Origin of the sequence: Halomonas sp. 707B3 (assembly GCF_024158645.1) — a bacterium.
GTDB lineage: Bacteria > Pseudomonadota > Gammaproteobacteria > Pseudomonadales > Halomonadaceae > Vreelandella > Vreelandella lionensis.
Genome location: NZ_JAMZBE010000045.1, coordinates 1 through 24556, shown reverse-complemented (window position 1 = coordinate 24556; position 24556 = coordinate 1). Strand labels below are relative to the sequence as shown.

Below are 24556 nucleotides of genomic sequence, written 5' to 3'. Positions count from 1 at the left end.
GAGTAGACCAAGAATAACCGCCAGTATCAGCGACAGAACGGCCAGTTGAATGGTAACGCCCGCCCCTTCGATCAGGCGGGGGCCGTAACCTTGCAAATCGAGCATGGTGTGGGTGCCTCGCGGATCAGTATTTGGGAGCCAGGAACTGCTTCAGGCGCGGTGACTGTGGGTTACCGAGTACATCGTCGGGAGCCCCTTGCTCTTCTACCAAGCCCTGATGCAAGTAGATGACTTTACTGGAAACGTCGCGGGCAAAGCTCATTTCGTGGGTGACCACGACCATGGTGCGTCCCTCATCGGCCAGGTCACGCATGACCTTCAGCACGTCGCCCACCAGTTCCGGGTCGAGCGCTGAGGTCGGCTCGTCAAACAGCATCACTTCAGGGTTCATGGCCAGCGCCCGGGCAATCGCGCCGCGCTGCTGCTGGCCGCCGGACATTTGTGCCGGGTAGGCGTTGGCGCGAGCGCTAAGCCCTACGCGGTCCAGCAGTGCGTGGGCGTGCTCAATGGCCTCTTTTTTCGGCTTGCCGAGCACGTGAATCGGTGCTTCGATGATGTTTTCCAAAAGCGTCATGTGCGCCCATAGGTTGAAGCTCTGGAACACCATGGAGAGCTTGGCGCGCATTTGAACCACCTGTTTCCAGTCCGCTGGCTCGCGGCCGTGCTTGGTGGTTTTAAAGCGGATTTGCTCGCCGTGAACGTACAGTTCGCCGTCGTCCGGCTGTTCCAGCAGGTTCATGCAGCGCAAGAAGGTGCTTTTGCCTGACCCTGAGGCACCAATGAGGGTGATGACGTCACCTTTTTGGGCTTCCAGAGAGAGGCCTTTGAGGACTTCTGTATCGCCAAAGCGCTTTTTAATATTGCGCACTTCAAGGGGAGTAGGCGTAGCGGCCATAACTTAGGCTCCAGTACAGGGTTGCCGCAGCAGCAACAAATGAATTCGTCGTGCGTGTGTGCGGCTGGCGCGAAAAAAGGGGCGATTCTATCAGGACTGTGCCAAATGCGCGTACTTTATCAGGGCGACATTGGTCTTGGTATGTTGCTGTATGTCCCGATAGCCCCTTTACGTTGTTGTTATAAAAGCGTCTTTATGGATGCTAGTCGGTGCCACTCATGGGCGGCAGGTCACGCGATGGCGTGACTGGGTACCACTAGCAGAGCTGCTCGTGCCCCGATTTCGACTTGGGCATTGGGAAATACCACGTGCAGCGGCGTCTCTTCCACCACGAAGTCGCCTGCTACCTCATCTTTAGCCAGGCAGGTGCCGGGTTCAAAGCGGCTGAAATTAGGCACATCGTCGGCAAAGCAGAGGCTAAAGTTTTCTGCTTGGCGCATGAGCTCGTGCTTCACTCGGAAAAATACCATCGACTCGACTGGCTGTTGGGGCGGCTCGTAGCCGGCGCCTAGCTTATTAAGCAGGGTTAACATTGGCGCCAGGGCGGCCATGTCGTTCTCGCCAAACGGGGCAACGCGGCCAAGCTCAAACGTAAACGCCTGGGCGTGGTGGTAGTGTTTGCTGTAGTGAGAGAAGGTCCAGCTGTGTTGATGCTGATGCAGCACCGCCTGCATATCGGCGGCCGCTAACCATGCCCACTGCTGCGCATTGGTGGCCGTTTCTGCATAGGGCTCTACCACAAAGCGCGTGTACAAACTGCCGCGTATGGCGGTGTGCAGGTCGTAGTGTAGTTTGGGTAACGCGTGGTGGCGGGCGTAGAACGCATCGACCGCTTCCATCAATTCCCGCGCCCGGTCCGGTTCCCTGCCCTGTTCGTCCAGCCCGCGTTTGAACAGCCTATTTAAATTAGTCGTGATGAAGCGCTGCTGAGCTTTCAACGCGGGTATGTTGCCCAAGATGACCAGAACCGGCGCGCCGAGCTGTTCGGTGCTTGCTTCGAGGGCGCTTAGCCATTCGCCAACAAGCTCCACAGGCGCTGTTTCATTACCGTGGATGGCGGCAGAAAAAATACATGCCTGCGCGCCAGGACGCAGAATGTTGGGCGTCAGTTCTAAAATACCCGGCCCGTGAAGGTGGTAAGTGCCGCTGGGAAAGCGGCCGATGCGCGGGGAAGGGCGTTCGCCGTCAAGCGTCCAGTCGAGCCATTGGCCTAGCATGAAAGTGTCCTTAAGCATGGGCATTCGCTTTTTTTATGCTTCTACCTTTAACCACGCTCGCGGCTGTTCACAAGGGGAAGCGTCGTTCGCGTGAAAATGGCCGGTGGGATGATGAAAGTTGCCGGTAAAAAAAAGCGCTCATGGCTCATCGCCACAAGCGCTTTGATCACTGGTGCTCTTATTTCCATAGCGCTGTGAGGTTCATTTAGCCTGCCCGCTGTCGCTGCATCTCCTCCTGGTACTCTTTTGCCAGCGATGATTTCTGATTCTCCTGTAAGCCACGGCCCGCTAGCTGAAATACCTCTTGCTCCTCCTCATCAAGGTGGTGCGTTACCAAATGCTGAAGCTGTTTGGCATGGGTGAGCCAGTGGCTGGCGCTGTAATCGGTGTCGTCTAGCAGTTCGATCAGCTCATCGATCTCGTGGTGCTCGGCCACGCTGTGGCGCGCTTTTTCTTGGGTAAGGTCGATATCCATCATGGGGACATACAGCGCGCGCTCTTCGGCGTTGGCGTGGTACTTCAGCTCGGCACGCACCTGCTGGTACAGGGTGTCGCGCTCTTCACTGTCACCATGGGTTTCTACCAAGCGTGCCAGCAGGTCTCGCTGAATATCGTGGTCTTTGCGCAGTGCTTCGAAAATCGTCATGCCGGACTCCTTGGCGTTATACGTGAATGAAACTTGTCGTAAAAACGATACAAGAAAATTAGTGCCGAAGTGGCAAAAGTGCAAGGTCGGCACATCGATGAAATCGAAGCGCGGCGTCGAAAACATTCGCTTTTATCTACGCTTAACTGCGCTATGTTTTAATGAGTTTTCACTGCCCGCCGTGGGCAACCTGTCTGATGCTTGAATGCATGTGCAAAGGAGTGAGTAATGACGAAGGTACTGGTACTTTATTATTCCATGTATGGACATATCGATACCTTAGCAGCCGCTGTGGCGGAAGGTGCAAAGGGAGTTGATGGCGTAGAGGTGACGGTAAAACGCGTGCCCGAAACTATGCCGGAAGAAGCGTTCAAAAACGCGGGCGGCAAGCAGGATTTCACCACGCCGGAAGCCACGCCCCAAGAGCTGGCGGATTACGATGCCATCATCTTCGGCACGCCCACTCGCTTTGGCAACATGGCCGGCCAGATGCGTACTTTCCTCGACCAAACCGGTGGCTTATGGGCCAACGGCGCGCTGCGTGGCAAGGTGGCGAGCGTATTTACATCAACCGGTACCGGCGGCGGTGATGAGATGACCATTACGTCTACCTGGACCACGCTGGCCCACCACGGCATGGTCATCGTGCCGATTGGCTACGGCATTGAAGAGCAGTTTGATATTTCGAAAGTAAGCGGCGGTACGCCCTATGGTGCCGCGACGCTGGCCGGTGGCGATGGCTCCCGCCAGCCGGATGACCGCGAGCTGAAAATCGCCCGCTTCCAGGGTAAACACGTGGCTGAGATTGCCGCTAAGTTGGCGAGTTAATCGTTAGCTGCAAATTCTGGCTGAAAAAGAACAACGCCTCGCTGTTAATGCAGCGAGGCGTTGCTCGTTATGGGGCGTTGTTTTTATAGGGAGATTAGCCGCCAATCCGCTCGGCAATGGCTTTGCCCAAGCTTTCCGTGGTGCCCTTGCCGCCTACATCGCGGGTAAGCACTTGGCTATCGCCTTCGCTCAGCACCGCTTCAATGGCATCGACCATCGCATCGCCCGCTTCTTTATAGCCCAAGTGCTCCAGCATCATCGCCCCAGACCAGATTTGGCCGATGGGGTTGGCGATGCCTTTACCGGCGATATCCGGCGCGCTGCCGTGTACCGGCTCAAACAGGCTGGGGAATTTGCCTTCCGGGTTGATGTTGGCGGAGGGCGCAATGCCGATGGTGCCGGTGCAGGCCGGGCCTAAGTCGGAAAGAATATCGCCAAACAGGTTGCTGCCTACCACCACGTCGAACCAGTCCGGGTGCAGCACAAAGTTGGCGGTCAAAATATCAATGTGGAACTTATCCACGGCGATCTCTGGGTACTGCTTGGCCATCTCGGCCACGCGTTCATCCCAGTAGGGCATGGTGATGGAGATGCCGTTGGACTTCGTGGCCGAGGTAAGCTTTTTACGCGGGCGGGTTTGCGCTAGATCGAAGGCGTACTTCAGCACGCGGTCAACGCCGGTACGGCTCATCACCGTTTCCTGAATGACGATTTCACGCTCGGTGCCTTCATACATTTTGCCACCGACGCTGGAGTACTCGCCCTCGGTGTTCTCACGCACTACGTAAAAGTCGATATCGCCGGGCTTGCGGCCCGCCAGCGGGCTTTTAATGCCAGGCATTAACCGGCAGGGGCGCAGGTTGATGTACTGGTCGAATTGACGACGGAATTGCAGCAGCGAACCCCATAGCGAAATATGGTCCGGTACTTTTTCTGGCCAGCCCACCGCTCCATAGAACAGCGCGTCAAAGCCTTTGAGCTGCTCAAACCAGTCGTCGGGCAGCATCTTGCCGTGTTCCAGGTAGTAGTCGCAGCTACCAAACTCAAACGTGGTGAATTCCAGGTCGATATTGAAGCGCTTGGCGGTGGCTTCTAGTGCGCGGATGCCTTCGGGCATCACTTCGGTACCGATACCGTCGCCAGCGATGACTGCAATACGATGGGCCATGGGGGCTCCTTGTTTTATTAGACGTCACAAAATAGCAGGGCGTGTTTCCGTAGTATGAGTGTAGCGCCTGTTGGCGACGAGATAATCAGGCTACTATGCAAGCTATTGTTGCCTTAAAGTGAAGAATCCCATGATGCTGGATGACCTCGCCTTTTTTCAGCAGTTGGCCCGGGCAGGGAGCTTAACCGCTACCGCCCGAGAGCTGGGGCTGTCACTCTCGGCCGTCAGCAAGCGCTTGAAGCAGCTAGAAGCCCGGCTTGGCGTGACGCTGGCGGCGCGTACTACTCGCCGCTTGACGCTGACCGCTGAGGGGGAGCGCTATCTCACTCAAGGTGGGCTGATTTTAGAAGAGCTGCAAACGCTGGAAAGCGCACTCAGCGATACCGCGAGCCAAGGGCTCACCGGACGGCTGCGGGTCAACGCGACCTTTGGCTTTGGCAGGCGGCATATTGCGCCGCTGCTCTCACACTTTTGCGCAGAACACCCGGCCATAGAGAGCTGGCTGGAACTGACGAATTTCCCGCTCAATTTAAGCGATCACGGTTTTGATGTGGGGATTCGCATTGGCGAGCCGCCGGATTCGCGCCTAGTCGCCAAGCGTATTTTGCCCAACCGGCGGGTGCTGTGCGCCTCGCCAAGCTATATGGCTAAGATGCCCGCGCTGAACGTGCCGAGCGATCTTGCCCAACACAGCTGCCTGGTGATTCGTGAAAATGATAGCGACTTCCCGCTTTGGCGGTTTGAGCATCGCCACTCGTCGCAGCGCCAAGCGGTGAAAGTTAGCGGGCAACTGGCCAGTAACGACGGCGAGGTGATTACTCGCTTAGCGCTGGATGGCCATGGCGTGATGCTGCGCTCCTGGTGGGATGTGAACGAGCATCTCGCCAGCGGCGCGCTGCACACGCTGCTGCCGGATTGGCAGGGCGTGCGCGCTGACTTTTACGCGGTGTTTGAGCACCGCCGCCATATACCGACGCGCATTAGTGCCTTCATTGATTTTTTACAGCGGGAAATGGCGGGCAGGGTGCCCGCCTTGCCCAATGGCTGACGTGCGGGGTGCGCTAGCGGCCTGGGCAGGTTTGGTCCTGCACCACGTCAATCAGTTCATCGGTGGGGAAGTCCAGCTCGGCGGCGCGCTGGCGCAGGCGCTGCTCCACGTCGCCTTCAAGGGTTGGCGTGCGGGCTAGAATCCATAGGTAGTCGCGGTTGGGGCCTGCCACCAGAGCCCATTGGTAGTCATCATCTAATTCAAGGACGTTATAGCCGCCGTAAAACGGGCCAAAGAAGCTGACCTTCAGCCGCCCAACGCTCTCATCATCAATAAAGTAGGCGCGCCCCTCGGCTTCATCCCAGGCTTGCTCTTCCAGGTTGTAGCCTCGGTTGATTACCTTAACGCCGCCATCGTCGCGCAGGCTGTAGGTAGCCGTGACGCAGTCCAACCCCTCTTCAAAGGAGTGATCCAAGCGGGCAATTTCGTACCACTCGCCCAAATAGCGCTCTAGCTCAAAACCAGTGACAGGTTCGGTGCCATCGGGAATACCGGTGCAGCCGATCAGCAGTGTGCCGGTAGCGGCAACCGCTGCCAGCGTGGCCATGCTCCTTGGCCGCCATGCGGATTTCATCATCTCGCTCCTTGGTGAACACTTGAACAATAAACGTTAAATCTATCAGTGTGGGGCACTGCGTGCCATGGTTCCCTGTTGGGTGCTACACGGCAAGCAGAGGAAATAGGCTATGGTATGTCTGTTACCGTATCCTCTTACAATGCTGATAACAAAGGAGTGACTATGTGGCATCAACAAGAGATTCACTTACCGGAAATGCCCAGGGGCTTTCACCTCATTACCGACGAGATCGCCAGAGCGCTGCCCTGCTTGGCGGATTGCCATCAGGGGCTGCTGCACTTGCAGCTCATGCACACTTCTGCCTCGTTAACGCTTAATGAGAATACCGACCCAGACGTTCGCCACGACATGGATGCTTTTATTCGCCGTTTGGTGCCGGAAGGGCTGAACTATTTTCGCCATACTTTGGAAGGCCCCGACGATATGCCAGGGCACGTTGCTTCTAGCCTGCTGGGAACTCAGCTTAGCCTAGCGGTGCGCGATGGCCGCTTAGCCCTTGGCACCTGGCAAGGGGTATGGTTAGGTGAGCATCGCGAGCATGGCGGTTCACGTCGCCTGCTGGCCACGCTGAATGGCTGTGCTGAATCTTAGCAATCGCCTTTTTCTGATGTCTTTTTGAAGTAAGTGCCCCACCATGCCCCAACGTTTTTTTCGCCTCTCCCGACAACGCTGGTTGAGGCTGTTTTTTGCTCTCAACCTTACGCTGGTGGCTGGGTTAATTGCTCATCAGGTATGGCTCTATGTCGCTGAGCCTGAGTTTGAGTCACTGCACACGGTGGAGGTTGCGGATATACGCGAGCGGCTAGAGGGGCGTGACGCCTATCGGTTTGCGGTGGTAGGCAATATCAATAACTCGGTGAACGTGTTTCAAGACGAGATTATTCCGCTGCTAAACCAAGGTGATATCGACTTTATGGTATCGGCAGGCAACGCGGTGAGCGGAGGCCAGCAGGAGAGCTATCAGGCGATCTACCATAGCCTGGAGCTGCTCAACATGCCGTACCTGCTGACCTACGGTGAAAAAGAGGATAGCGATTTCGGCAGCTATCTGTTTTACGACTACTTCGGCCCGCACTTTTACTCGTTTGTGGCGGGCAATAGCCACTTTATCTTTCTAGATGGTACGGGCAAATCATCGACCTCTTGGCAGCTAGATTGGCTGGAGCGTGAGCTTGCCGCTTCGGAAGCGCCGCACCGCTTTTTGTTTGTGGGCTTGCCGCTGCACAACGTGATTCAGGATGCCCCGCTGTTTGAAGAAGATAACTATCTTAACGACCCACGGCTTGGCGATGGCATTATGCGCCTAGCCGAGCGCTACCGGGTTGATACGGTGTTCTCCGCAAACCTCTCTTTGTACGCCCAGCAAACCGTTAACGGTGTGAACTATGTCACCACGGGGGGCGCAGGTGGCCTGCTGCTGGATGCTGATGAGAGCTTTCATCACTATGTGGTGGTGGAAGTCGCGGGCGGCAGCGTGGGCATTTCGCCCGTGCGGCTAAACGTCGACCGTCCCGGCTGGTGGCGCATGCTGAGCAGCGTGGGATCGACAATTTATGCCTTCTTTTACGTCAGCTATCCGCGGTTTTTGCTAATTGTCGGGCTGTTAACCCTGCTTGCCATGCGCCTATACCGGCTGATTTTTGAAGAGCGCCACTACTATCCCGACTTCGATATCGACCCAACACCCTATCTGGAAAAAAGCCTACGGGTGGCGATGGTATCGAATAACTACTTTCCATTTGTCTCTGGGGTGTCGGTCTCTGTGGAGCGACTTCGCCAGGGGCTTAGCGACCTTAACCACCGTATTCAGCTGCTGGTGCCTCGCTACCGGGAGCCGTGGCAGGATGATGACACCATTCTACGGGTTCCTACGCTAATGGCGTTTGGTGAGAAACGTGAGTTTCGCTTAACGAATCCGTTTAGCGCGCGTTTTCGCCGCTGCCTGCGTGAGTTCAAACCCGACGTGATCCATGTTCATCACCCGTTCTGGCTGGGGTCGATGGGGCTATGGATGGGGCGCAGGCTTAAGGTGCCGGTCATCTATACCTACCACACCCGGTTGGAGCACTACGCTCATTTTGTGCCGCTACCGGGTGCGCTGTTTCGCAATCTGATTTCTCACTACCTGATCAAACACTTTTCTAATCGCTGCCAAGGGGTGATTGTGCCGACCTACTCGGCAGAGGAGTACCTGCGTATGATCGGTGTAAAAACCCCCTCGCTGGTACAGCCCACTGGGATTGATACGGCGCGCTTTGCCTATGCCAATGAGGAAGCGCTTACGTCGTTACGCGAGCAGTTGGCTATCGACCCCGCAGACACAGTGCTGGTGAGCGTATCCCGCATCAGCAAAGAGAAGAACATTGGCTTTATGTTGGAAGCGCTGGCGGAGCTAAAGCGCCAGGAGCAAACATCGCTGCGCCTGTTGCTGGTAGGCGATGGGCCGGACCGGCAGGCGATTCAGCAGCAGATTGAAACGTTGGGCTTGGAAGCGCAGGTGACGTTAGTAGGCGCCGTGCCACCAGAGGAGATGGCGCTCTACTATCACTTGGGGGATATGTTTGTGTTTGCTTCCACTTCGGAAACCCAGGGCATGGTGATTTTAGAGGCCATGGCCGCTGGGCTGCCGGTGGTCGCTGTTCGCTCCAGTGGAATTGATGATGTCGTACGAGACGGCTACAACGGTTTTAAAACGCCGCAGAACCGCCAGAAGTGGGGGCAGCGTGTGGTGGAACTGGCAGAGGATGAGGCACTACGCGATACTCTAGGCAGCCAAGCAAAAACCTTCTCCGCTGACTACGATATTGCCAAGTTTGCCGGTGCCGTAGCGCATTTTTATGCGGAGGTGCTGGCCAAGTATTACTCTAATCAGGACTACTCTAGTAAAACTCAAACAAGCGTGGAGCAAACGAACTAACGCCGATATTAGGCGTGATCGCGCTTGCCCTTGGCGGCGGTACGCGCGGTGGCCACGCGTTTGAGCAGCCAAAGCAGGCCCATTCCCGCCAATAAGCCTGCTACCGCGAGTGCCAGTTCTTGCCTTGATGCGGCAGTAAACAGCGCACCCAACTGGCTGCCTAGCAGGATGACCGCTGCCAGCCCTGGCACAATGCCGAGGGTGGAGCCAATCATGTAGTCGCGGAAATTAAGATGAAACGCCCCCGCAAGCATATTGGTCAGTGTGAACGGGGCGAGCGGCAGCAGGTTAATCACCGTCATGGTGCGGATGCCGCGTTTAGAAAGGTAGCCGGAGAGGCCGCGCAGGTGGCGGCCCCCGTAGCGCATCAGCGCGTCTCGCCCTAGCCAGTGGCCCACCCAGTAAGAGACCACCGAGGAACTCAGCGTACCCAAGGTGGCGTAGGCTAAGCCCCACACCGGCCCAAATAGCAGGCCAGTCAGCACCACTAACAGGCTAAGTGGGAACATCACTAACAGCGAGCTGATATAAACAGCAATAACCGCTGCGAACATCCAGGGTGCTTGCTGCCACTGGCTAATGGTGGTGGTGAGTTCTTTAAGATGCGCCTGGGTCAGCAGCCCTTGCTGCTGCAGGTAGCGCCACATCACACCTAGTATCACCAGCGCGATCAGTAAGCCTAGCCCTTTTAGCAACGTCCGTGACATTCCATCCCCACCGCCTGTTTGGCAAAAGAGCAATAGCATACGCCACTGCGGCGGTGGGGTGAACGAACGCGTTATTGTAGGCGCGCTTCAATGACAGGCCAGGCAGCGTCACCCTCGGTGGTCGTCACATCGGCCAGCATGGCTTCCACGCGCTCGGGGTGGTCGTTGATCCACTGCTGGGCCACCTCGGCAAGGTCACGCTCCTCTTGGCCAAAGGCTTGGATCATCCAGCTCTGCTCGTCGGCGGTAAAGCTAAACTGCTCAAAGAAGGTAACCAGCGCCGGGTGGGCATCGGCGTAGTCGCTGCGCAGTAGGGTGCGTACGTCGCTTTCGCCGTTGTTCTCACCGAACAGGTTTTCTGGGTCTTCCAGGTAGCGCATGGGCAGCTTAAGGTTCATCCAGTGGGGCGTCCAACCGACCCACACAATGGCCTCTTCTCTGGAAATCGCATCTTGAGCGGCGGAGAGCATGCCCACTTCGCTGGTATCCACTAAGCTCCAGTCGCCCAGTCCCCAAGTGTCGTTATCAATCGCGTTATGGAGAATCTCACTCGCCGCCGACCCTGCGCCAAAGCCATGAATTTGGCCGTTGAACTCATCACGGTGTTCATCTAAATCCGCGAAGCTTTGAATGCCGCGCTCATGCAGGTACGCCGGTACGGCCAGCGTCATCTGAGCGCCATCGACGTTGTTGGCGACATCGGTGAGCACGCCAGAGGCTTTGCGCGGTTCGAACATCTCTTTTTGTGCGGGTAGCCAAGCGCCTAAAAAGGCGTCGACGTCGCCACTTTCCATGCCTTGGTAGATCACCTGCAGGCCGATTTCGTGGGTTTGAGTGTCGTAGCCCAACGGGTTAAGGAGCTGCTCGGCAATTTCGGTTTTTACCGTAATACCGGGCCAAGCCGGGACGCCGAAATCGAGCGTGGCGTCATCGGCAAGGGCGGCTTGGGTGGTAACGCCTGCCAAACTTAGGGCAATCGTAGAAACGAGTGGACGGGTTAAACGCGTCATGGAAGGGGATCTCCTTGCTTAGGTTATTGTGATTACGCGGTGGTACGAGCGAGAACACGCAGGCGCGAAGCCAGCATATCGCGGTCTAGATAGGTGCCCTGAAGATGGCGAGCACCGCTATTGGGATCGAACTCCCGGCGGCCGTGAAGCACGCGACGATTATCGAACGCCACCATCTGGCCCGGTTTTAAGGTGAACTCCAACTGATGGGCGTCGCTGTGGAAGAGTTGCCACAGCACTTTATAAGCGCGGTACCAAGCGGCCATTTTTTCAGCGGGCAGGTGGAGGGTGTCGCGTATCCAGTTATTAAGGCGTATCTCCACCAGCTCACCTTGGCTATCTAGGGTGATCACTGGGGCTTTGATGGCGATATCGTGGGTGTCGTCCTGAAAGCGAAAATCGATGGGCGTTTCGCTGAGAATAACGAGCGCTTCCGGGTCCTGTTCGCGCAGGGCATTGATCACTCGGGCACCATCAGCAAACAGCGACTCGCCACCGCTGGCGTCGTTTTGCAGGCAGTAGAGCAGTTGAATATCCGGCGGCTGCTGCCAGTTGGGCAAGTCGATATGCAGCGGTAGCCCGACAGCGGTATAGGCCGCGTTGTTGGGGTTGGGCTTGGAGCGAACATTAAAGCGCCCGCCGAAGTTGGTGGCGCGTTGCGGGCCAATGCGCTCGGCAAGGCGGCTGACTTCCTCTTCCACCAGCGGCGCGTCGGTGACCAGCGCCAAGCCGTCGCGTAGCATGGCGGTCAGCCAAGTTTTCTCGCCTTCTGGGGTCAGAAAGTCGGCGTGGCGAACGCCTTCGGGGAAGAAGTCGTCGCGCCACGGCTGCGGGGCGGGCAGTGCAGAAAAGCGCGTCGCCTCAGGGCGGCGCTGGTAAAGCCAGCCGCTATGAAAGGCGCTCACATGACCATCCTGCCACTGTAAATAGAGGTGGCCATCTGCCAGGGTAACGCTGGGTGCCTGTTCGATATCGTCTAGCGGTAGGTAGAGGCGCTCGCGGGTTTGCGGATGGCGACACTGGGCGCAGGCGCAGTGGTCGCGCAGCCATAGCAGTGGCAGCGTTGTGTGAGTGCCGTCTTCCCAGGTCAGCGCAAGGCTGCTATCGGTGAGCGTGGCATCGCTGAGTGCCGGGCCGTGTTCATAAGGCGTGAGTTCACTCATTTGAGGGGGTGAACGCTTTTCCGTCGCTGCTAGTGCGCTGGTCATAAAGGCCTCGCTGTAGGTTGATGACATGTTGTTGAATGTTTCTATTAGGATGCGGAGTCCTCTGTGCAGTGACAAACGATTAATCTGGCCCCAAAGACCTTGTTTAATTTATAGGTAGCTTTTTCATGAGCCAATTACCCCCACTGTTATGGCTACAGGCCTTTGAATCAGCCGCCCGGACGTTGAGCTTTACCGCGGCGGGCCATGAGTTAGGTGTGACCCAAGCCGCCATCAGCCAGCGTATTCGGCTGCTGGAGGATCGCTTGGGCCAAAAACTGTTCGTTCGCCACGCGCGGAGCCTGACCCTGACGCCTGCCGGGCAGGCGTGGCTGCCCAGCATTCACGATGCGTTTTCACGGATTAGTGAAGGCACTTCAGAGGTGTTTGGTGTGACCAGCGAACAGCCGGTGACGCTACGGGCCACGCCGGTGATTCAGCAATCCTGGCTTGCGCCAAGGCTGGTGACGCTGCATCGGCAAAAGCCGCATATTCTGCTGCGCTTGGTGAGCGCTATTTGGCCTGACGACTTTGGCCCGGAAGGAGCAGATATTGAAATTCGCTATGGCCGCGGCGAGTGGGGAGGGGTAGAGATGCTGCCTCTGGGCGACGAGCAGCTGCTGCCAGTATGCTCACCGGCTCTGGCCCGTACCTTAACCACACCTGAGGATCTAGCAGGGCACACGCTGCTGCACGCGGTGGGCTTTGGCGTCGGTTGGCCCGGCTGGCTGCAGGCGGCGGGGATTGCCCATTTGGAGGCGGAGTGCCTGTCGCTGACCTGCGATAATCAGGTAATGACGTTGGCGCTCGCCAGCCAGAGCGGCGGGGTAGCGCTCACGCACCGTCGACTGTTGGAGCAGCGTGAGGATTTGGTGGCCCCCTTCGATATTGTTGTACCCAGCGACGAGCGCTTTTGGTTGGTGCGGCCCAGCAAGCGCCAAGTTAGCGATGAAGCCGCAGACGTGTGGGAATGGCTGGCGGGAGCACGCTAAGCGTTATTCGATTAGCTTTGGGTATCAATACAGTGTTTATGACTGTAAAGCATGAAATTTGCCCTTTTTCTTGCCATTTTGGTGCAACCGTGAAGAATGATGCGCCTTCTTTATTTTAAAAAAGGCGTGTTTGGTATGGATTTTACTCTTCCTCCCCTGTTGACCGCGATGGTGGATCGCGGCAATGGGCTGTTATGGGGCAGCGTGCTGATTTACCTGCTCATCGGTGCTGGCCTCTATTTCACGGTCATGACCCGTGCTATTCAAATTCGTTATTTCGGACATATGTTCAAGCTGCTGCGCAGCTCTCGGGAATCCAGCGGCGGTATCTCGTCGTTTCAGGCGCTTTCGACCAGCTTAGCGGCACGGGTTGGCACGGGGAATCTGGCGGGTGTTGCGGTAGCGATCTATTTCGGCGGCCCAGGCGCGATTTTTTGGATGTGGATGACTGCCATGGTGGGTATGGCCACCAGCTTTGTAGAATCCACGCTGGCCCAGGCGTACAAAACCGACCATGGCGATAACACCTTTCGCGGTGGCCCGGCGCGCTACATCGAACGCGGCCTGGGGCTGCGCTGGCTAGCGGTGCTGTTTTCGATCTGCCTGATTATTGCGTTTGGGCTGGCGTTCAACAGCGTACAGGCCAACTCCATCGCCCAGGCCATGGAGCAGGCATTTGCCATTCCCACCTGGGCCATGGGGTTTGTCTTGATGGCCATCGTCGCGCCGATTATTTTCGGCGGCTTAAAGTCGATTGCGAAAGTCGCTGAGCTAGTGGTGCCGCTGATGGCGCTGCTGTACCTGATCTTGGCGCTGGTCGTTGTGGCGCTTAATATCAGCGACCTGCCTGCTGCCATTATGACGATCGTGCAGAGCGCTTTTGGTATCGAGCAGGCGGCCGGCGGTGCGATGGGCTATGCCATTTCCCAAGCAATCATGAACGGTATTCAGCGCGGCTTGTTCTCTAACGAAGCGGGCATGGGCTCTGCGCCTAACGCCGCCGCTACCGCTAGCACCCGCCCGGATCACCCGGCGGCCCAGGGCTTCATTCAAATGCTGGGTGTTTTTCTGGATACCCTGGTGATCTGTACCGCGACGGCAGCAATCATCATTATGGCTGGGCCGGAGCTGCTGGCAGGTGAGAACAGCAACGGTATCCAGCTAACGCAGATGGCGCTCTCCAGCCACGTAGGAGACTGGGGCGGCATGTTTGTTGCCATCGCTATTTTGCTATTTGCCTTCACCTCGGTGATTGCTAACTACTCCTACGGCGAATCCAACATTGAGTATCTGGCGGGCCGCCGTGCGCCGGTGGCGGTGATGATTTACCGCTTTGCCGTGCTGGGCATGATCATGGTGGGTTCCTTAGCCAGCCTTGGCGCGATTTGGAATTTTGCGGATCTCTCCATGGGCATGATGGCGATCATCAATCTGGTGGCGATTCTGCTGCTATCGCCCATTGCCTTTGCGCTGTTCAAAGATTACGACACGCAGCTCAAGGCGGGTAAAGAGCCGGTCTTCGACCCTAGCCAGTTCCCGAAACTGGCCAAAAAGGTCGACCCCAAGGCGTGGCCCAAGCAGAAGTAACAGGCACGAGTTAAACGCGCTAAATGCCCCGCTCGACGATGCCAAAGTGCAGCGTGGAGCGGGGCTTTTGCGTGGCGCAGGATAATTCGATTTTGTCGAATGAAACTCGGAAAACGTTGCGCTTTTGCTTCGCCAAAAGCGCCGTAGAATAGCGCCTAACCTTCTCTCTGATTTTTAAGGAATTTTCATGACCACTCGTGCCCTGTTAGTGACCTCTTCTATCCTCGGCGACAATGGCCAGTCCAATGCGCTGGCGAGCCATTTTCAACAGCAAACCGCTGCACGTGATGGCGTTGCTGTTACCCACCGCGATGTCGTTGCCAACGCGCTGCCGCACCTTGCTATTGAAGAGCTGGGCGCTTGGCAGACCCCGGCTGAAGAGCGCACCGCTGAGCAACAGGCATTGGCTGCTCACTCTGATGAGCTGTTGGCGGAGCTGCGCGCTAACGACGTGCTGGTACTTGCGGTCCCAATGTACAACCTGGGCATTCCCTCCCAGCTGAAAGCGTGGTTTGACCGCGTGCTGCGCGCCGGTGAAACTTTCCGCTACACTGAAAACGGCCCGCAGGGGCTGATCGAAGGCAAACGAGCGATTATTCTGGCTGCTCGTGGCGGTCAATATGCGGGCACCGAGTTTGATAGCCAAACGCCGCACCTGAAAACCATGTTGGGCCTGATGGGCATTAGCGATGTGGAAGTGGTGTTTGCTGAAGGTTTGAACATGGGCGACGCTCACCGCGATGCCGCGATGAAAGAAGCCTTCCAAGCCATTGATCAGCTAGTCGAAGCGCTCTAAAGCAACGCCATAAGCCAAACGAGGTTGTCATGCCACGCCCGGAACTGCTCGAACAGATTTACACCATTGTCGATCAAATTCCGGCGGGCCGGGTGACGACCTACGGGCGCATTGCCAAGATGACCGAGGGAGCCACCGCGCGCATGGTGGGTTCGGCCATGCGTCACCTGCCCGATGGCCACCAGTTGCCCTGGCACCGCGTTATCGCGGCGTCGCTAAAGCTGGCTGACCATGGTGGCGCGGCACGCCAGCACGAAAAGCTGCGCGCCGAGGGCGTAGCGTTCGATGCCAAAGGCAGAGTGCCGCGTCATCTTGTGTGGCCGGATGAGTAGCTTTGTGATGAATGGCGATTTGTAAGCGGTTAATAGTGAGTTGTAAATGGTAAAACGCCGCCCGGTTTTTGGGCGGCGTTTTTTATGCGCAGTCGTGTCGGGTGACTGGCCCTTAGTCTTCCTGCTTACCGCCGGACTTCCACGACCAGTCGCGCCAGCGCAGATTGAACAGATCTTTACGGCGGTCTTTGAGGTTGGTGACCGAGCCTTCGGCACGCACCACGGTCAGGCGCGTTAGGTCCAAATCAGAGAAGAAGATCATCTCCGTGTTGGGCGTCGTTTCGGCTAGCACTGCATCGTGGGGGAACGCGAAGTCGGATGGCGTGAACACCGCCGACTGCGCGTACTGAATGTCCAGGTTCTCGATGGACGGCAGGTTGCCGACACTACCGCATAGCACCACGTAGCACTCATTTTCGATGGCGCGTGCCTGGGCGCAGTGGCGCACCCGTAGGTAGCCGTTTTTGGTATCGGTCCAGAACGGTACGAAGAGAATATCCATATCCTGGTCAGCCAGCAGGCGGCCCAGCTCTGGGAACTCCACGTCATAACAGATCAGAATACCTACACGGCCTGCGTCGGTATCAAAGACCTGCAGATTATCGCCACCTTCGATTACCCAGTCACGACGCTCTTGTGGTGTGATATGCAGCTTTGACTGCTTCTCTACCTCACCATCCCGGTGGAACAGATAGGCCACATTGTAGAGGCGGTCATCTTCGCCCACCTCGATCATCGAGCCGCCGACGATATTGATGTTATAAGAGACCGCCATCCGCGACAGCTCGCTCTTGAAGCGATCAGTAAAGCCCGCCAGGAATCGAATAGCACCCAGTTGATCTTGCTGGGCGGCGCGATCCTGCAGACCCATCAGTGGCGCATTGAATAGCTCTGGGAAGACGGCGAAGTCGCTTTGGTAATCCGACAGCGCATCCACGAAGTACTCAATCTGTTGAAGTGCTGCTTCAACAGAAGCGAACTCACGCATTTGCCACTGCACCGCACCGACTCGCACCTGCGTTGGGCGAGTGTCCAGCACGTTCTCTGCTGGCTCGAACAGGATGTTGTTCCACTCCAGCAGCGTGGCATAGCCACGGGACTGCTCATCTTCCGGCAGGTACTTGCGCAGTAGGCGCTTGACCTGGAAATCATTCGCCAGTTGGAACGATAGAATCGGGTCGTAAATCTCTTTACGGGAGACTTTGTCGATGTACTGGGCCGGGGTTAGCTCGCTGGCGTGCTGGTGGTACTCGGGAATCCTCCCGCCCGCGAGAATGGCGCGCAGGTTAAGCGAGCGGCACAGCTCTTTGCGTGCTTCGTAAAGGCGGCGGCCCAGGCGGTAGCCACGGTAGTCCGGGTGGATCAGCACATCCAGCCCGTACATGGCATCGCCTTCCTGATCGTTCAGGATAATTTCACGATGGCCAATCAGGTCGTCGTACTTGTGCGGGTTGGAGAATTCGTCGTAATCCACCTGCACGGTGAGGGCGACGCCCACCAGTACGCCGTCGTCTTCAATGGCAATCTGGCCGTCGGGAAACTCCTGGATCAGCTTATCGATGGTGTGCTTAGGCCAAGCGCCACCAATATCGTGATACACCGCGTCCATCAGCGATTTCAGCTGCTCGTAGTCGTCGCTGGTAAGGTTACGCAGATTAAGGTGCAGTTCTTCTAGGGACATAGGTCAGGGGTTCCCATTCATTAAATGAAGTTGGCCTATTGTATCACTGCTGTACGCTTTGCGTTTTACGGGCGGCTGCCGCGCGTACCAACGGACGTGTCAGCGTTTGCGCCATGATCACCCCGGCAAGGATTAACAGCCCACCCATAAAGTGGAACCCCGATACCTGTTCACCCAGTAACGCCATGGCAATCAGCGCGCTAAATAGCGGCATCAGGTTGATAAAGATACTCGCCTGGTTAGCGCCGATTTGACGGACCGCTCGCATCCACAAGAACGTGGTAATAACGGAAGCAGGAATGCCTGCGTACAAGATCAGCCAGATGTTTTGTCCATCTACCGGCGTCATGGGGCCCATCAAGTAGGGTGGCAGCAGGAACAGCACGGCAAAGCAGACCTGGGCATAGAGCATCACCCATGGCGGCAGGTTCATCGACCAGCGCTTGAGCATCACGCCATAAAGCGCGTAGCAGGTAGCAGCAACGACCATCAGCGCATCGCCCTGGGCCACCTGTAATTGCAGCAGGGAAAGCGGGTTGCCGCGGCCAAGCAGCACAGTGACGCCAATAAAGGCGAGCACGCCGCCTACGACACCGCCTAATGTAGGTGGTTCCTTCAAAATTAGCGCGCTCAATAGCACCGTGAGCAGCGGCACCATTGCTGCAAGAATGCCCATATTGGTGGCGGTGGTAGTTTCAGCGGCGACATAAGCCAGCCCCTGCCATAGCCCCATCCCTAAAAGCCCTAGCAGAGCTAGCTTTGGCCAGTTACGCACGATCTCATCTTTGTGACGCAGTACGGCCGGCAGCACAAAGGGCGTCATGACTGCGAGGGCGAGCAGCCAGCGCAAAAACGCGATACTGCTGGGAGCGATGGCGCCTACCGAGAGCTGATTGATGGTCATATTGCCGGACCAAATCAGCACGGTGGCCAGCGGCGGTAAAAAGTAAATCAATGGCATAGCACATTCCCTTATCGTTAGCCGGTTAATGTGACGCGCTTTGCCTCTAGGGGCAAGGGGGAAAGTGGTCGATATAGCGACCATCGTCTGGATAAAAAGGCGATACAGTTGCGTGGTAAAAGTCTGTACGTAGCCAGTGCTATGTCATACGCTTGTTTGAATATGAGTGGCAAGCCATTGAACGCCCGCCGTACTAATAACAGTGAAGGAGCGCCGTGATGCACCAAGCGCCAGCTTATCCGCACCTATTTCGTCCATTAACCGTGGGGCATTTAACGCTGCCTAACCGCGTATTGATGGGGTCCATGCACACCAATTTAGAAGAAGCGCCGAATGGCTTTGAGCGCTTGGCAGCGTTCTATGCAGAGCGCGCGCGTGCAGGGGTCAGCTTGATTGTGACGGGTGGCATTGCGCCCAATGCCGAAGGGGCGGTATTTCAAGGTGCCAATGCGCTGACAGAGGAGTCTCAAGTGGCGGAGCACCGCCACGTTGTCGACGCGGTACATGCAGCCGGTGGGCACCTGTGCATGCAAATTTTGCACGCCGGACGCTACGCTTACTCACCAGAGCTGGTGGCCCCCTCGGCGCTGCAAGCCCCCATCAACCCGTTCACCCCCCGAGCGCTCTCCAGTGAAGAGGTAGAGCAGCAGATTGCCGACTATGTTCGCTGCGCTACGCTCGCCCAGCAGGCGGGCTACGACGGCGTTGAGGTGATGGGCTCGGAAGGCTATTTGATCAACCAGTTTATTTGCCGCCGCACCAACCAGCGTGACGACGACTGGGGCGGCGATTTTGAGCGGCGTATGCGTTTCCCTGTCGAGATCGTCAAGCGTATTCGCCAAGCCGTTGGCGAGCGCTTCCTGCTGATCTTCCGCCTCTCGATGATCGATCTGGTGGAAGAGGGCAGTTCTTGGGAAGAGGTAGTTCAACTGGGCCAGGCCATTGAAGCCGCTGGCGCGAACGTCATCAATACCGGCATTGGCTGGCACGAGGCGCGGGTGCCCACCATTGTCACCAGCGTGCCACGGGCGGCGTTTACTGAAGTCACCCGCCGCATTCGCGCGGCGCTGTCGATTCCGCTGATTACCACCAACCGCATCAATATGCCGGAGGTGGCCGAGCGGGTACTGGCAGACGGCCATGCGGATATGGTGTCGATGGCGCGTCCGTTTTTGGCTGACCCCGAGTGGGTGCGTAAAGCCGAGGCGGGCTTGGCGAAGGAGATCAATACCTGCATCGCCTGTAACCAGGCCTGCTTGGATCACACCTTTATGGGCAAGCTGACTTCCTGCTTGGTCAACCCCCGTGCCTGCCACGAAACCGAGATCACCCTGGCGCCTGCGCAAACACCTAAGCGGGTAGCGGTGGTAGGCGGCGGCCCAGCGGGGCTTGCCACAGCAGTAGCGGCGGCCAGTCGTGGGCATGCCGTGGTGCTCTTTGAGCGGCGCAGCGAGCTGGGCGGGCAGTTCAATTACGCCCGTAAAATCCCCGGTAAAGAAGAGTTTAACGAAACACTACGCTACTTCCGCGTCATGCTCGAAAAGCATGCGGTGGACGTGCGCTTAAACACCGAAGCCACTGTAGATGCCCTGGCGAATTTTGAGGAGATCGTGATTGCCACGGGGGTGGTGCCCCGTGAACTGGCGCTACCCGGGGCAGACCACCCCAGCGTGCTGAGCTATGCAGACGCCATTGAACAGCCTGAACAAGTAGGCAAGCGTGTAGCGGTGATTGGGGCAGGCGGCATTGGTTTTGATGTTTCGGAGCTGCTTTCCCACGAGGGGCACCCCGCCATGGAGGTGGCCGCATGGTGCGATGAGTGGGGTGTGGATTTAGCAGTGGGCGAACGGGGCGGCTTAAAAGCGCCGCAGCCGCCACGTTCACCGCGCAGCATTGTGATGCTGCAGCGAAAAAGCTCTAAGCCAGGCAAAAACCTGGGTAAAACCACGGGTTGGGTGCATCGCGCCTCGTTAAAGCAGCGTGGCGTAGAAACACTGACCGGCTGCGAGTATGTGCGCATCGACGATGCAGGCTTACACATCCGCCGCGAAGGGCAAGAGCAGGTGGTCGAGGTGGACACCATTGTGGTGTGCGCAGGCCAAGAGTCGGTACGCGACTTGATTTCGCCGCTGGCCCAAGCGGGTAGCCGTGTGCATGTGATTGGCGGCGCAGATGAAGCGGCCGAATTGGATGCCAAGCGCGCTATTGATCAAGGGACTCGGCTGGCGGCCTCGCTGTAACGCGTATAGGGGGCGTGACGTTAACGCTAAAATGGCGATAGACTGATGGATCACCCTAACTACTAAGCCACGTTAGGGATTTAAGGCGCGGGTGGCACCCAGCCTGCGCCGCACGACCGTCAGACAAAAGGATTATCGTCATGCCCTCGGAGTGTACCCCACGATTTTTAGCCAGTGACAACACCTCCGGTATCTGCCCGGAGGCGATGCAGTACTTACTCGAAGCCAATCAGGCCGATGATTTAGCCTACGGCAACGACCGCTGGACCGCCCGTGCCGCCGACCGTTTTCGTGAAATGTTCGACTACGATTGCGACGTATTTTTCGTGTTCAACGGCACTGCAGCCAACTCACTGGCGCTCTCCGCGATGGGGCGCAGCTACCATAGCGTGATTTGCCATGAGCTGGCGCATATTGAAACCGATGAGTGTGGTGGGCCGGAGTTTTTCTCCAACGGTGCCAAGCTGCTGACCTCGCCGGGAGCGAACGGCAAACTCACGCCGCAAGGGATTGAAGCGCTAGTGACCAAGCGCAGCGATATCCACTACCCGAAACCGAAGGTGGTATCGCTCACTCAAGCCACCGAAGTGGGCACTGTTTACTCCCGCGAAGAGCTGCTGGCCATTCGCGCCACGGCGGATAAACACGACCTGCGCTTACACATGGACGGAGCACGGTTTGCCAACGCTTGTGCCAGCTTGAACGCCTCACCCGCAGAGTTGACCTGGCAGGTCGGTGTCGATGCGCTGTGTTTCTCAGGCACCAAAAATGGCTTGGCATTTGGCGAGGCAATTCTGTTCTTCAACCGTGAGCTGGCGGAAGATTTCTCTTATCGCTGTAAGCAGGCGGGACAGCTGGCGTCAAAAATGCGCTATATATCAGCGCCCTGGCTAGGCCTTTTGGAAAGCGGTGCTTGGCTGACGAATGCCGAACATGCCAATGCCATGGCGCGCTACTTATCGGAAGGGCTACAAGCGCTGCCCGGCGTGTCGCTGATGTTCCCCACCCAGGCCAACAGTGTGTTCGTTGAATTACCTCCTCACGCTATCGAAGCGTTGAAAGCCAAAGGGTGGACCTTCTACACCTTTATTGGTGCAGGCGGGGCACGGTTTGTCTGCGCCTGGAACACTACCGTTGAATTGTTGGACCAGCTGTTGGCAGATGTGAAAGCCGTGCTTGACGTTCGTGCTTGAACAATACCGCCGCTAAAAACTGCTCTGACGTTAAGCTCTCAAGCGCCGCCTTCTCAGGCGGCGCGTTGCGTTGTGGAGTTGCCACAACATTTCACGCAACTAAACCCCTGTTGCTGTGCTCATATCGTTAACAGCGCTGCGTTGAAGGTTTAGTCATCACTTTTTGCTAATGCTGACTACGCTGATAGAGCGACACCTCGAATTGCACGCCGCTTAAGGGATCTGGCTGGGCGGTTGCTGCTGGGGATGGGCCACAGGAGAGTTCCATGAGCATCTTTGATCACGTTCAAGACCGATTTGCCCGCGTTCAGCAAGAGGACATGAGCCTTGAGGAGTACTTGGCGCTTTGTCGCCGTGACCCCAAGGTTTATGCCAGCGCCGCCGAGCGCATGCTGGAAGCGATAGGCGAGCCTGAAGTGATCGACACGGCGAAAGACCCGCGTCTATCACGTATTTTCTCGAATAAGGTGATCCGCCGCTATCCCGCTTTCGCCGAGTTTCATGGGATGGAAGAAGCCATTGAGCAAATCGTGGCGTACTTCCGCCACGCGGCCCAAGGCTTGGAAGAGCGCAAGCAGATTCTTTATCTACTGGGGCCGGTCGGTGGCGGTAAATCGTCACTGGCCGAGCGCTTGAAGCTGTTAATGGAGCGTATCCCTTTCTACGCCATTAAAGGCTCGCCTGTTTATGAGTCTCCTTTAGGGCTCTTCTCCCCCGAGGAGGATGGGGAACTGCTGGAGAAAGAGTACGGCATTCCCGGGCGCTACCTGCGCAGCGTGATGTCGCCCTGGGCGGCTAAACGCTTAAAAGAGTACGGTGGTGATATTTCCCAGTTCCGGGTGGTGCGCCTCTACCCATCGCGGCTGAATCAAATTGCCATTTCCAAAACTGAGCCGGGGGACGAGAACAACCAGGATATCTCGTCACTGGTCGGCAAAGTCGATATTCGTCAGCTGGAGCTTTACTCCCAAGACGATCCGGATGCCTACAGCTTCTCTGGCGGGCTGTGCCGCGCCAACCAGGGTCTGATGGAGTTCGTGGAGATGTTCAAGGCACCCATCAAGGTGCTCCACCCGCTGCTTACCGCCACCCAGGAGGGTAACTACAACCCCACGGAAGGCATGGGCGCGATTCCCTTTGACGGCGTCATTCTGGCTCACTCGAATGAATCTGAGTGGCAGGCGTTCCGCAATAACCGTAACAACGAGGCCTTCCTGGACCGCGTCTATATCGTCAAGGTGCCTTACTGCCTGCGGGTGTCGGAAGAGATCAAGATTTATCAGAAACTGTTGGAGGACTCCTCGCTGAATGCAGCGCCCTGCGCGCCAGATACGCTGCGCATGCTGGCGCAGTTCTCGGTGCTGTCGCGGCTTAAAGTACCGGAGAACTCCAGTATCTACTCAAAAATGCGGGTGTATGACGGTGAGAATTTAAAAGACACCGACCCACGCGCCAAATCGATTCAAGAGTACCGCGATGCAGCTGGGGTCGATGAAGGTATGCAAGGGCTCTCTACCCGCTTTGCGTTCAAAATTCTCTCGAAGGTGTTCAACTTCGACAGTACCGAAGTCGCAGCCAACCCGGTGCACCTGCTGTACGTGTTGGAGCAGGCGCTGGAGCGCGAGCAGCTGCCTTCCGAGGTGTTCGAGCGCTATCTGGGCTTTATCAAAGAGTTTCTGGCCCCGCGCTATGTGGACTTTATCGGCAAGGAGATTCAAACCGCTTATCTCGAGTCCTACAGCGAGTACGGCCAAAACATCTTCGACCGCTATGTGACCTATGCTGACTTCTGGATCCAGGATCAGGAGTACCGTGACCCCGAAACCGGTGAGCTGCTTAATCGCCAGTCGCTGAACGAGGAGCTTGAGAAGATCGAGAAGCCGGCAGGTATCTCCAACCCGAAAGACTTCCGCCATGAAGTAGTGAACTTTGTGCTGCGGGCGCGGGCGCAAAACAACGGTATGAACCCTAGCTGGCAGTCGTATGAGAAGCTGAAAGGCGTCATCGAACACAAGATGTTTGCCAACACCGAAGAGCTGTTGCCGGTGATCTCGTTCAATGCCAAAGCGTCGAAGTCGGATCAGAAAAAGCACGAGGATTTCGTGGCGCGCATGGTGGACCGTGGCTATACCGAAAAACAGGTGCGCCTGCTCTCCGAATGGTACCTGCGCGTGCGGAAGTCTCAGTAGCGGGCCGCTGTTGGCCCGCATACAAGAGCGCCAAGAGTCGGCGCTCAAGATCGAGGTGTTGAGGAGGTCGAATGACCTACTTTATTGATCGCAGACCTAACGCTAAGCACAAGAGCGCGGTCAATCGGCAGCGCTTCTTGGAGCGTTATCGCAAGCACATCAAGCGCTCGGTGGAGGAGGCGGTCAACCGCCGCTCCATCACCGACATGGAGCGTGGCGAGAAAATTTCGATTCCTGCCAAGGACATTTCAGAGCCCGTGTTTCAGCACGGGCCGGGCGGGGCGCGCAATATCGTCTCGCCGGGTAATAAGGAGTTTCTGGAGGGGGATAAGATTCGTCGCCCGGCGGGCCAGGGGGGCGGTAATGG

General features: G+C 57.1%; 22 protein-coding genes and 1 pseudogene. 12 read left to right on the top strand and 11 right to left on the bottom strand.

Features of this window, described 5'->3' with window-relative positions; all coding sequences use genetic code 11:
* The 4 genes and pseudogenes from BIS10_RS08135 to BIS10_RS08120 all read right to left on the bottom strand — a co-directional run.
* Nucleotides 1–105, bottom strand: a pseudogene (locus tag BIS10_RS08135) (arginine ABC transporter permease ArtQ); the annotation flags it as partial.
* 19 nt (nucleotides 106–124) lie between these two features.
* A complete protein-coding gene (locus BIS10_RS08130; RefSeq protein WP_137094544.1) occupies nucleotides 125–895 on the bottom strand; it encodes an ABC transporter ATP-binding protein in 771 nt (256 codons plus the stop codon).
* 230 nt (nucleotides 896–1125) lie between these two features.
* Nucleotides 1126–2112 (bottom strand): succinylglutamate desuccinylase, encoded by a 987-nt coding sequence (locus BIS10_RS08125; RefSeq protein WP_253504265.1) that lies wholly within the window; start codon nucleotides 2110–2112, stop codon nucleotides 1126–1128.
* Nucleotides 2113–2317: 205 nt separating this feature from the next.
* Nucleotides 2318–2758 (bottom strand): hemerythrin domain-containing protein, encoded by a 441-nt coding sequence (locus tag BIS10_RS08120; protein WP_253504262.1) that lies wholly within the window; start codon nucleotides 2756–2758, stop codon nucleotides 2318–2320.
* Nucleotides 2759–2986: 228 nt separating this feature from the next.
* On the opposite strand from BIS10_RS08120, the gene wrbA reads away from it, so the two are divergent.
* Entirely contained in the window at nucleotides 2987–3586 is a 600-nt protein-coding gene (gene wrbA / locus BIS10_RS08115) for an NAD(P)H:quinone oxidoreductase (protein ID WP_213262353.1), read from the top strand.
* 94 nt (nucleotides 3587–3680) lie between these two features.
* On the opposite strand, the gene BIS10_RS08110 is transcribed toward wrbA, so the two are convergent.
* The gene (locus tag BIS10_RS08110; RefSeq protein WP_253504259.1) at nucleotides 3681–4754 is read right to left on the bottom strand and encodes a tartrate dehydrogenase; all 1074 of its coding nucleotides are present in this window, start codon (nucleotides 4752–4754) and stop codon (nucleotides 3681–3683) included.
* Between the two features lie 130 nt (nucleotides 4755–4884).
* Here BIS10_RS08110 and BIS10_RS08105 point away from each other — a divergent pair, with 130 nt between their 5' ends.
* Nucleotides 4885–5802 (top strand): LysR family transcriptional regulator, encoded by a 918-nt coding sequence (locus BIS10_RS08105; protein WP_253504256.1) that lies wholly within the window; start codon nucleotides 4885–4887, stop codon nucleotides 5800–5802.
* A 13-nt stretch (nucleotides 5803–5815) separates the two neighbouring features.
* Here BIS10_RS08105 and BIS10_RS08100 read toward each other — a convergent pair whose 3' ends face one another.
* Nucleotides 5816–6376 carry a lipocalin family protein gene (locus BIS10_RS08100; protein WP_392567163.1) on the bottom strand — a complete coding sequence of 187 codons (561 nt, stop codon included), beginning with the start codon at nucleotides 6374–6376 and terminating at the stop codon, nucleotides 5816–5818.
* Between the two features lie 165 nt (nucleotides 6377–6541).
* On the opposite strand from BIS10_RS08100, the gene BIS10_RS08095 reads away from it, so the two are divergent.
* Nucleotides 6542–6970, top strand: coding sequence for a secondary thiamine-phosphate synthase enzyme YjbQ (locus tag BIS10_RS08095; RefSeq protein ID WP_083025759.1), 429 nt, complete (start codon nucleotides 6542–6544; stop codon nucleotides 6968–6970).
* Nucleotides 6971–7013: 43 nt separating this feature from the next.
* Nucleotides 7014–9296, top strand: coding sequence for a glycosyltransferase (locus BIS10_RS08090; protein ID WP_253504253.1), 2283 nt, complete (start codon nucleotides 7014–7016; stop codon nucleotides 9294–9296).
* 8 nt (nucleotides 9297–9304) lie between these two features.
* Here BIS10_RS08090 and BIS10_RS08085 read toward each other — a convergent pair whose 3' ends face one another.
* The 3 genes from BIS10_RS08085 to BIS10_RS08075 all read right to left on the bottom strand — a co-directional run bounded on the left by BIS10_RS08085 (nucleotide 9305) and on the right by BIS10_RS08075 (nucleotide 12221).
* Nucleotides 9305–10003 carry a TVP38/TMEM64 family protein gene (locus tag BIS10_RS08085; protein WP_083025758.1) on the bottom strand — a complete coding sequence of 233 codons (699 nt, stop codon included), beginning with the start codon at nucleotides 10001–10003 and terminating at the stop codon, nucleotides 9305–9307.
* 71 nt (nucleotides 10004–10074) lie between these two features.
* Nucleotides 10075–11013 carry an ABC transporter substrate-binding protein gene (locus BIS10_RS08080; RefSeq protein WP_253504250.1) on the bottom strand — a complete coding sequence of 313 codons (939 nt, stop codon included), beginning with the start codon at nucleotides 11011–11013 and terminating at the stop codon, nucleotides 10075–10077.
* Nucleotides 11014–11045: 32 nt separating this feature from the next.
* Nucleotides 11046–12221, bottom strand: coding sequence for a TauD/TfdA family dioxygenase (locus BIS10_RS08075; RefSeq protein ID WP_253504247.1), 1176 nt, complete (start codon nucleotides 12219–12221; stop codon nucleotides 11046–11048).
* Nucleotides 12222–12346: 125 nt separating this feature from the next.
* Here BIS10_RS08075 and BIS10_RS08070 point away from each other — a divergent pair, with 125 nt between their 5' ends.
* From BIS10_RS08070 to BIS10_RS08055, 4 genes are all read left to right on the top strand, one after another.
* The gene (locus BIS10_RS08070) at nucleotides 12347–13210 is read left to right on the top strand and encodes a LysR substrate-binding domain-containing protein (protein WP_083025754.1); all 864 of its coding nucleotides are present in this window, start codon (nucleotides 12347–12349) and stop codon (nucleotides 13208–13210) included.
* Between the two features lie 135 nt (nucleotides 13211–13345).
* Nucleotides 13346–14797 carry a sodium:alanine symporter family protein gene (locus BIS10_RS08065; RefSeq protein WP_253504244.1) on the top strand — a complete coding sequence of 484 codons (1452 nt, stop codon included), beginning with the start codon at nucleotides 13346–13348 and terminating at the stop codon, nucleotides 14795–14797.
* Nucleotides 14798–14984: 187 nt separating this feature from the next.
* On the top strand, nucleotides 14985–15593 hold the full coding sequence (locus BIS10_RS08060; RefSeq protein ID WP_253504241.1) for an FMN-dependent NADH-azoreductase: 609 nt from the start codon (nucleotides 14985–14987) through the stop codon (nucleotides 15591–15593).
* A 29-nt stretch (nucleotides 15594–15622) separates the two neighbouring features.
* Nucleotides 15623–15925, top strand: a complete 303-nt coding sequence (locus BIS10_RS08055) for an MGMT family protein (protein ID WP_083025750.1) — start codon at nucleotides 15623–15625, stop codon at nucleotides 15923–15925.
* Nucleotides 15926–16037: 112 nt separating this feature from the next.
* Here BIS10_RS08055 and BIS10_RS08050 read toward each other — a convergent pair whose 3' ends face one another.
* Together BIS10_RS08050 and BIS10_RS08045 are read right to left on the bottom strand one after the other, a co-directional pair.
* Nucleotides 16038–17606, bottom strand: a complete 1569-nt coding sequence (locus BIS10_RS08050) for a bifunctional GNAT family N-acetyltransferase/carbon-nitrogen hydrolase family protein (protein ID WP_253504238.1) — start codon at nucleotides 17604–17606, stop codon at nucleotides 16038–16040.
* Between the two features lie 43 nt (nucleotides 17607–17649).
* Nucleotides 17650–18567: a DMT family transporter gene (locus tag BIS10_RS08045; RefSeq protein WP_083025747.1), complete on the bottom strand. Its 918-nt coding sequence runs from the start codon at nucleotides 18565–18567 to the stop codon at nucleotides 17650–17652.
* A 218-nt stretch (nucleotides 18568–18785) separates the two neighbouring features.
* Here BIS10_RS08045 and BIS10_RS08040 point away from each other — a divergent pair, with 218 nt between their 5' ends.
* The 4 genes from BIS10_RS08040 to BIS10_RS08025 all read left to right on the top strand — a co-directional run.
* Entirely contained in the window at nucleotides 18786–20807 is a 2022-nt protein-coding gene (locus BIS10_RS08040; RefSeq protein WP_253504236.1) for an NADPH-dependent 2,4-dienoyl-CoA reductase, read from the top strand.
* Nucleotides 20808–20947: 140 nt separating this feature from the next.
* A complete protein-coding gene (locus tag BIS10_RS08035; RefSeq protein WP_253504233.1) occupies nucleotides 20948–22000 on the top strand; it encodes a low specificity L-threonine aldolase in 1053 nt (350 codons plus the stop codon).
* Nucleotides 22001–22266: 266 nt separating this feature from the next.
* A complete protein-coding gene (locus BIS10_RS08030) occupies nucleotides 22267–24189 on the top strand; it encodes a PrkA family serine protein kinase (protein WP_253504231.1) in 1923 nt (640 codons plus the stop codon).
* A 71-nt stretch (nucleotides 24190–24260) separates the two neighbouring features.
* The coding region (locus BIS10_RS08025; RefSeq protein ID WP_253504228.1) for a DUF444 family protein at nucleotides 24261–24556 on the top strand (296 nt) is incomplete at its 3' end.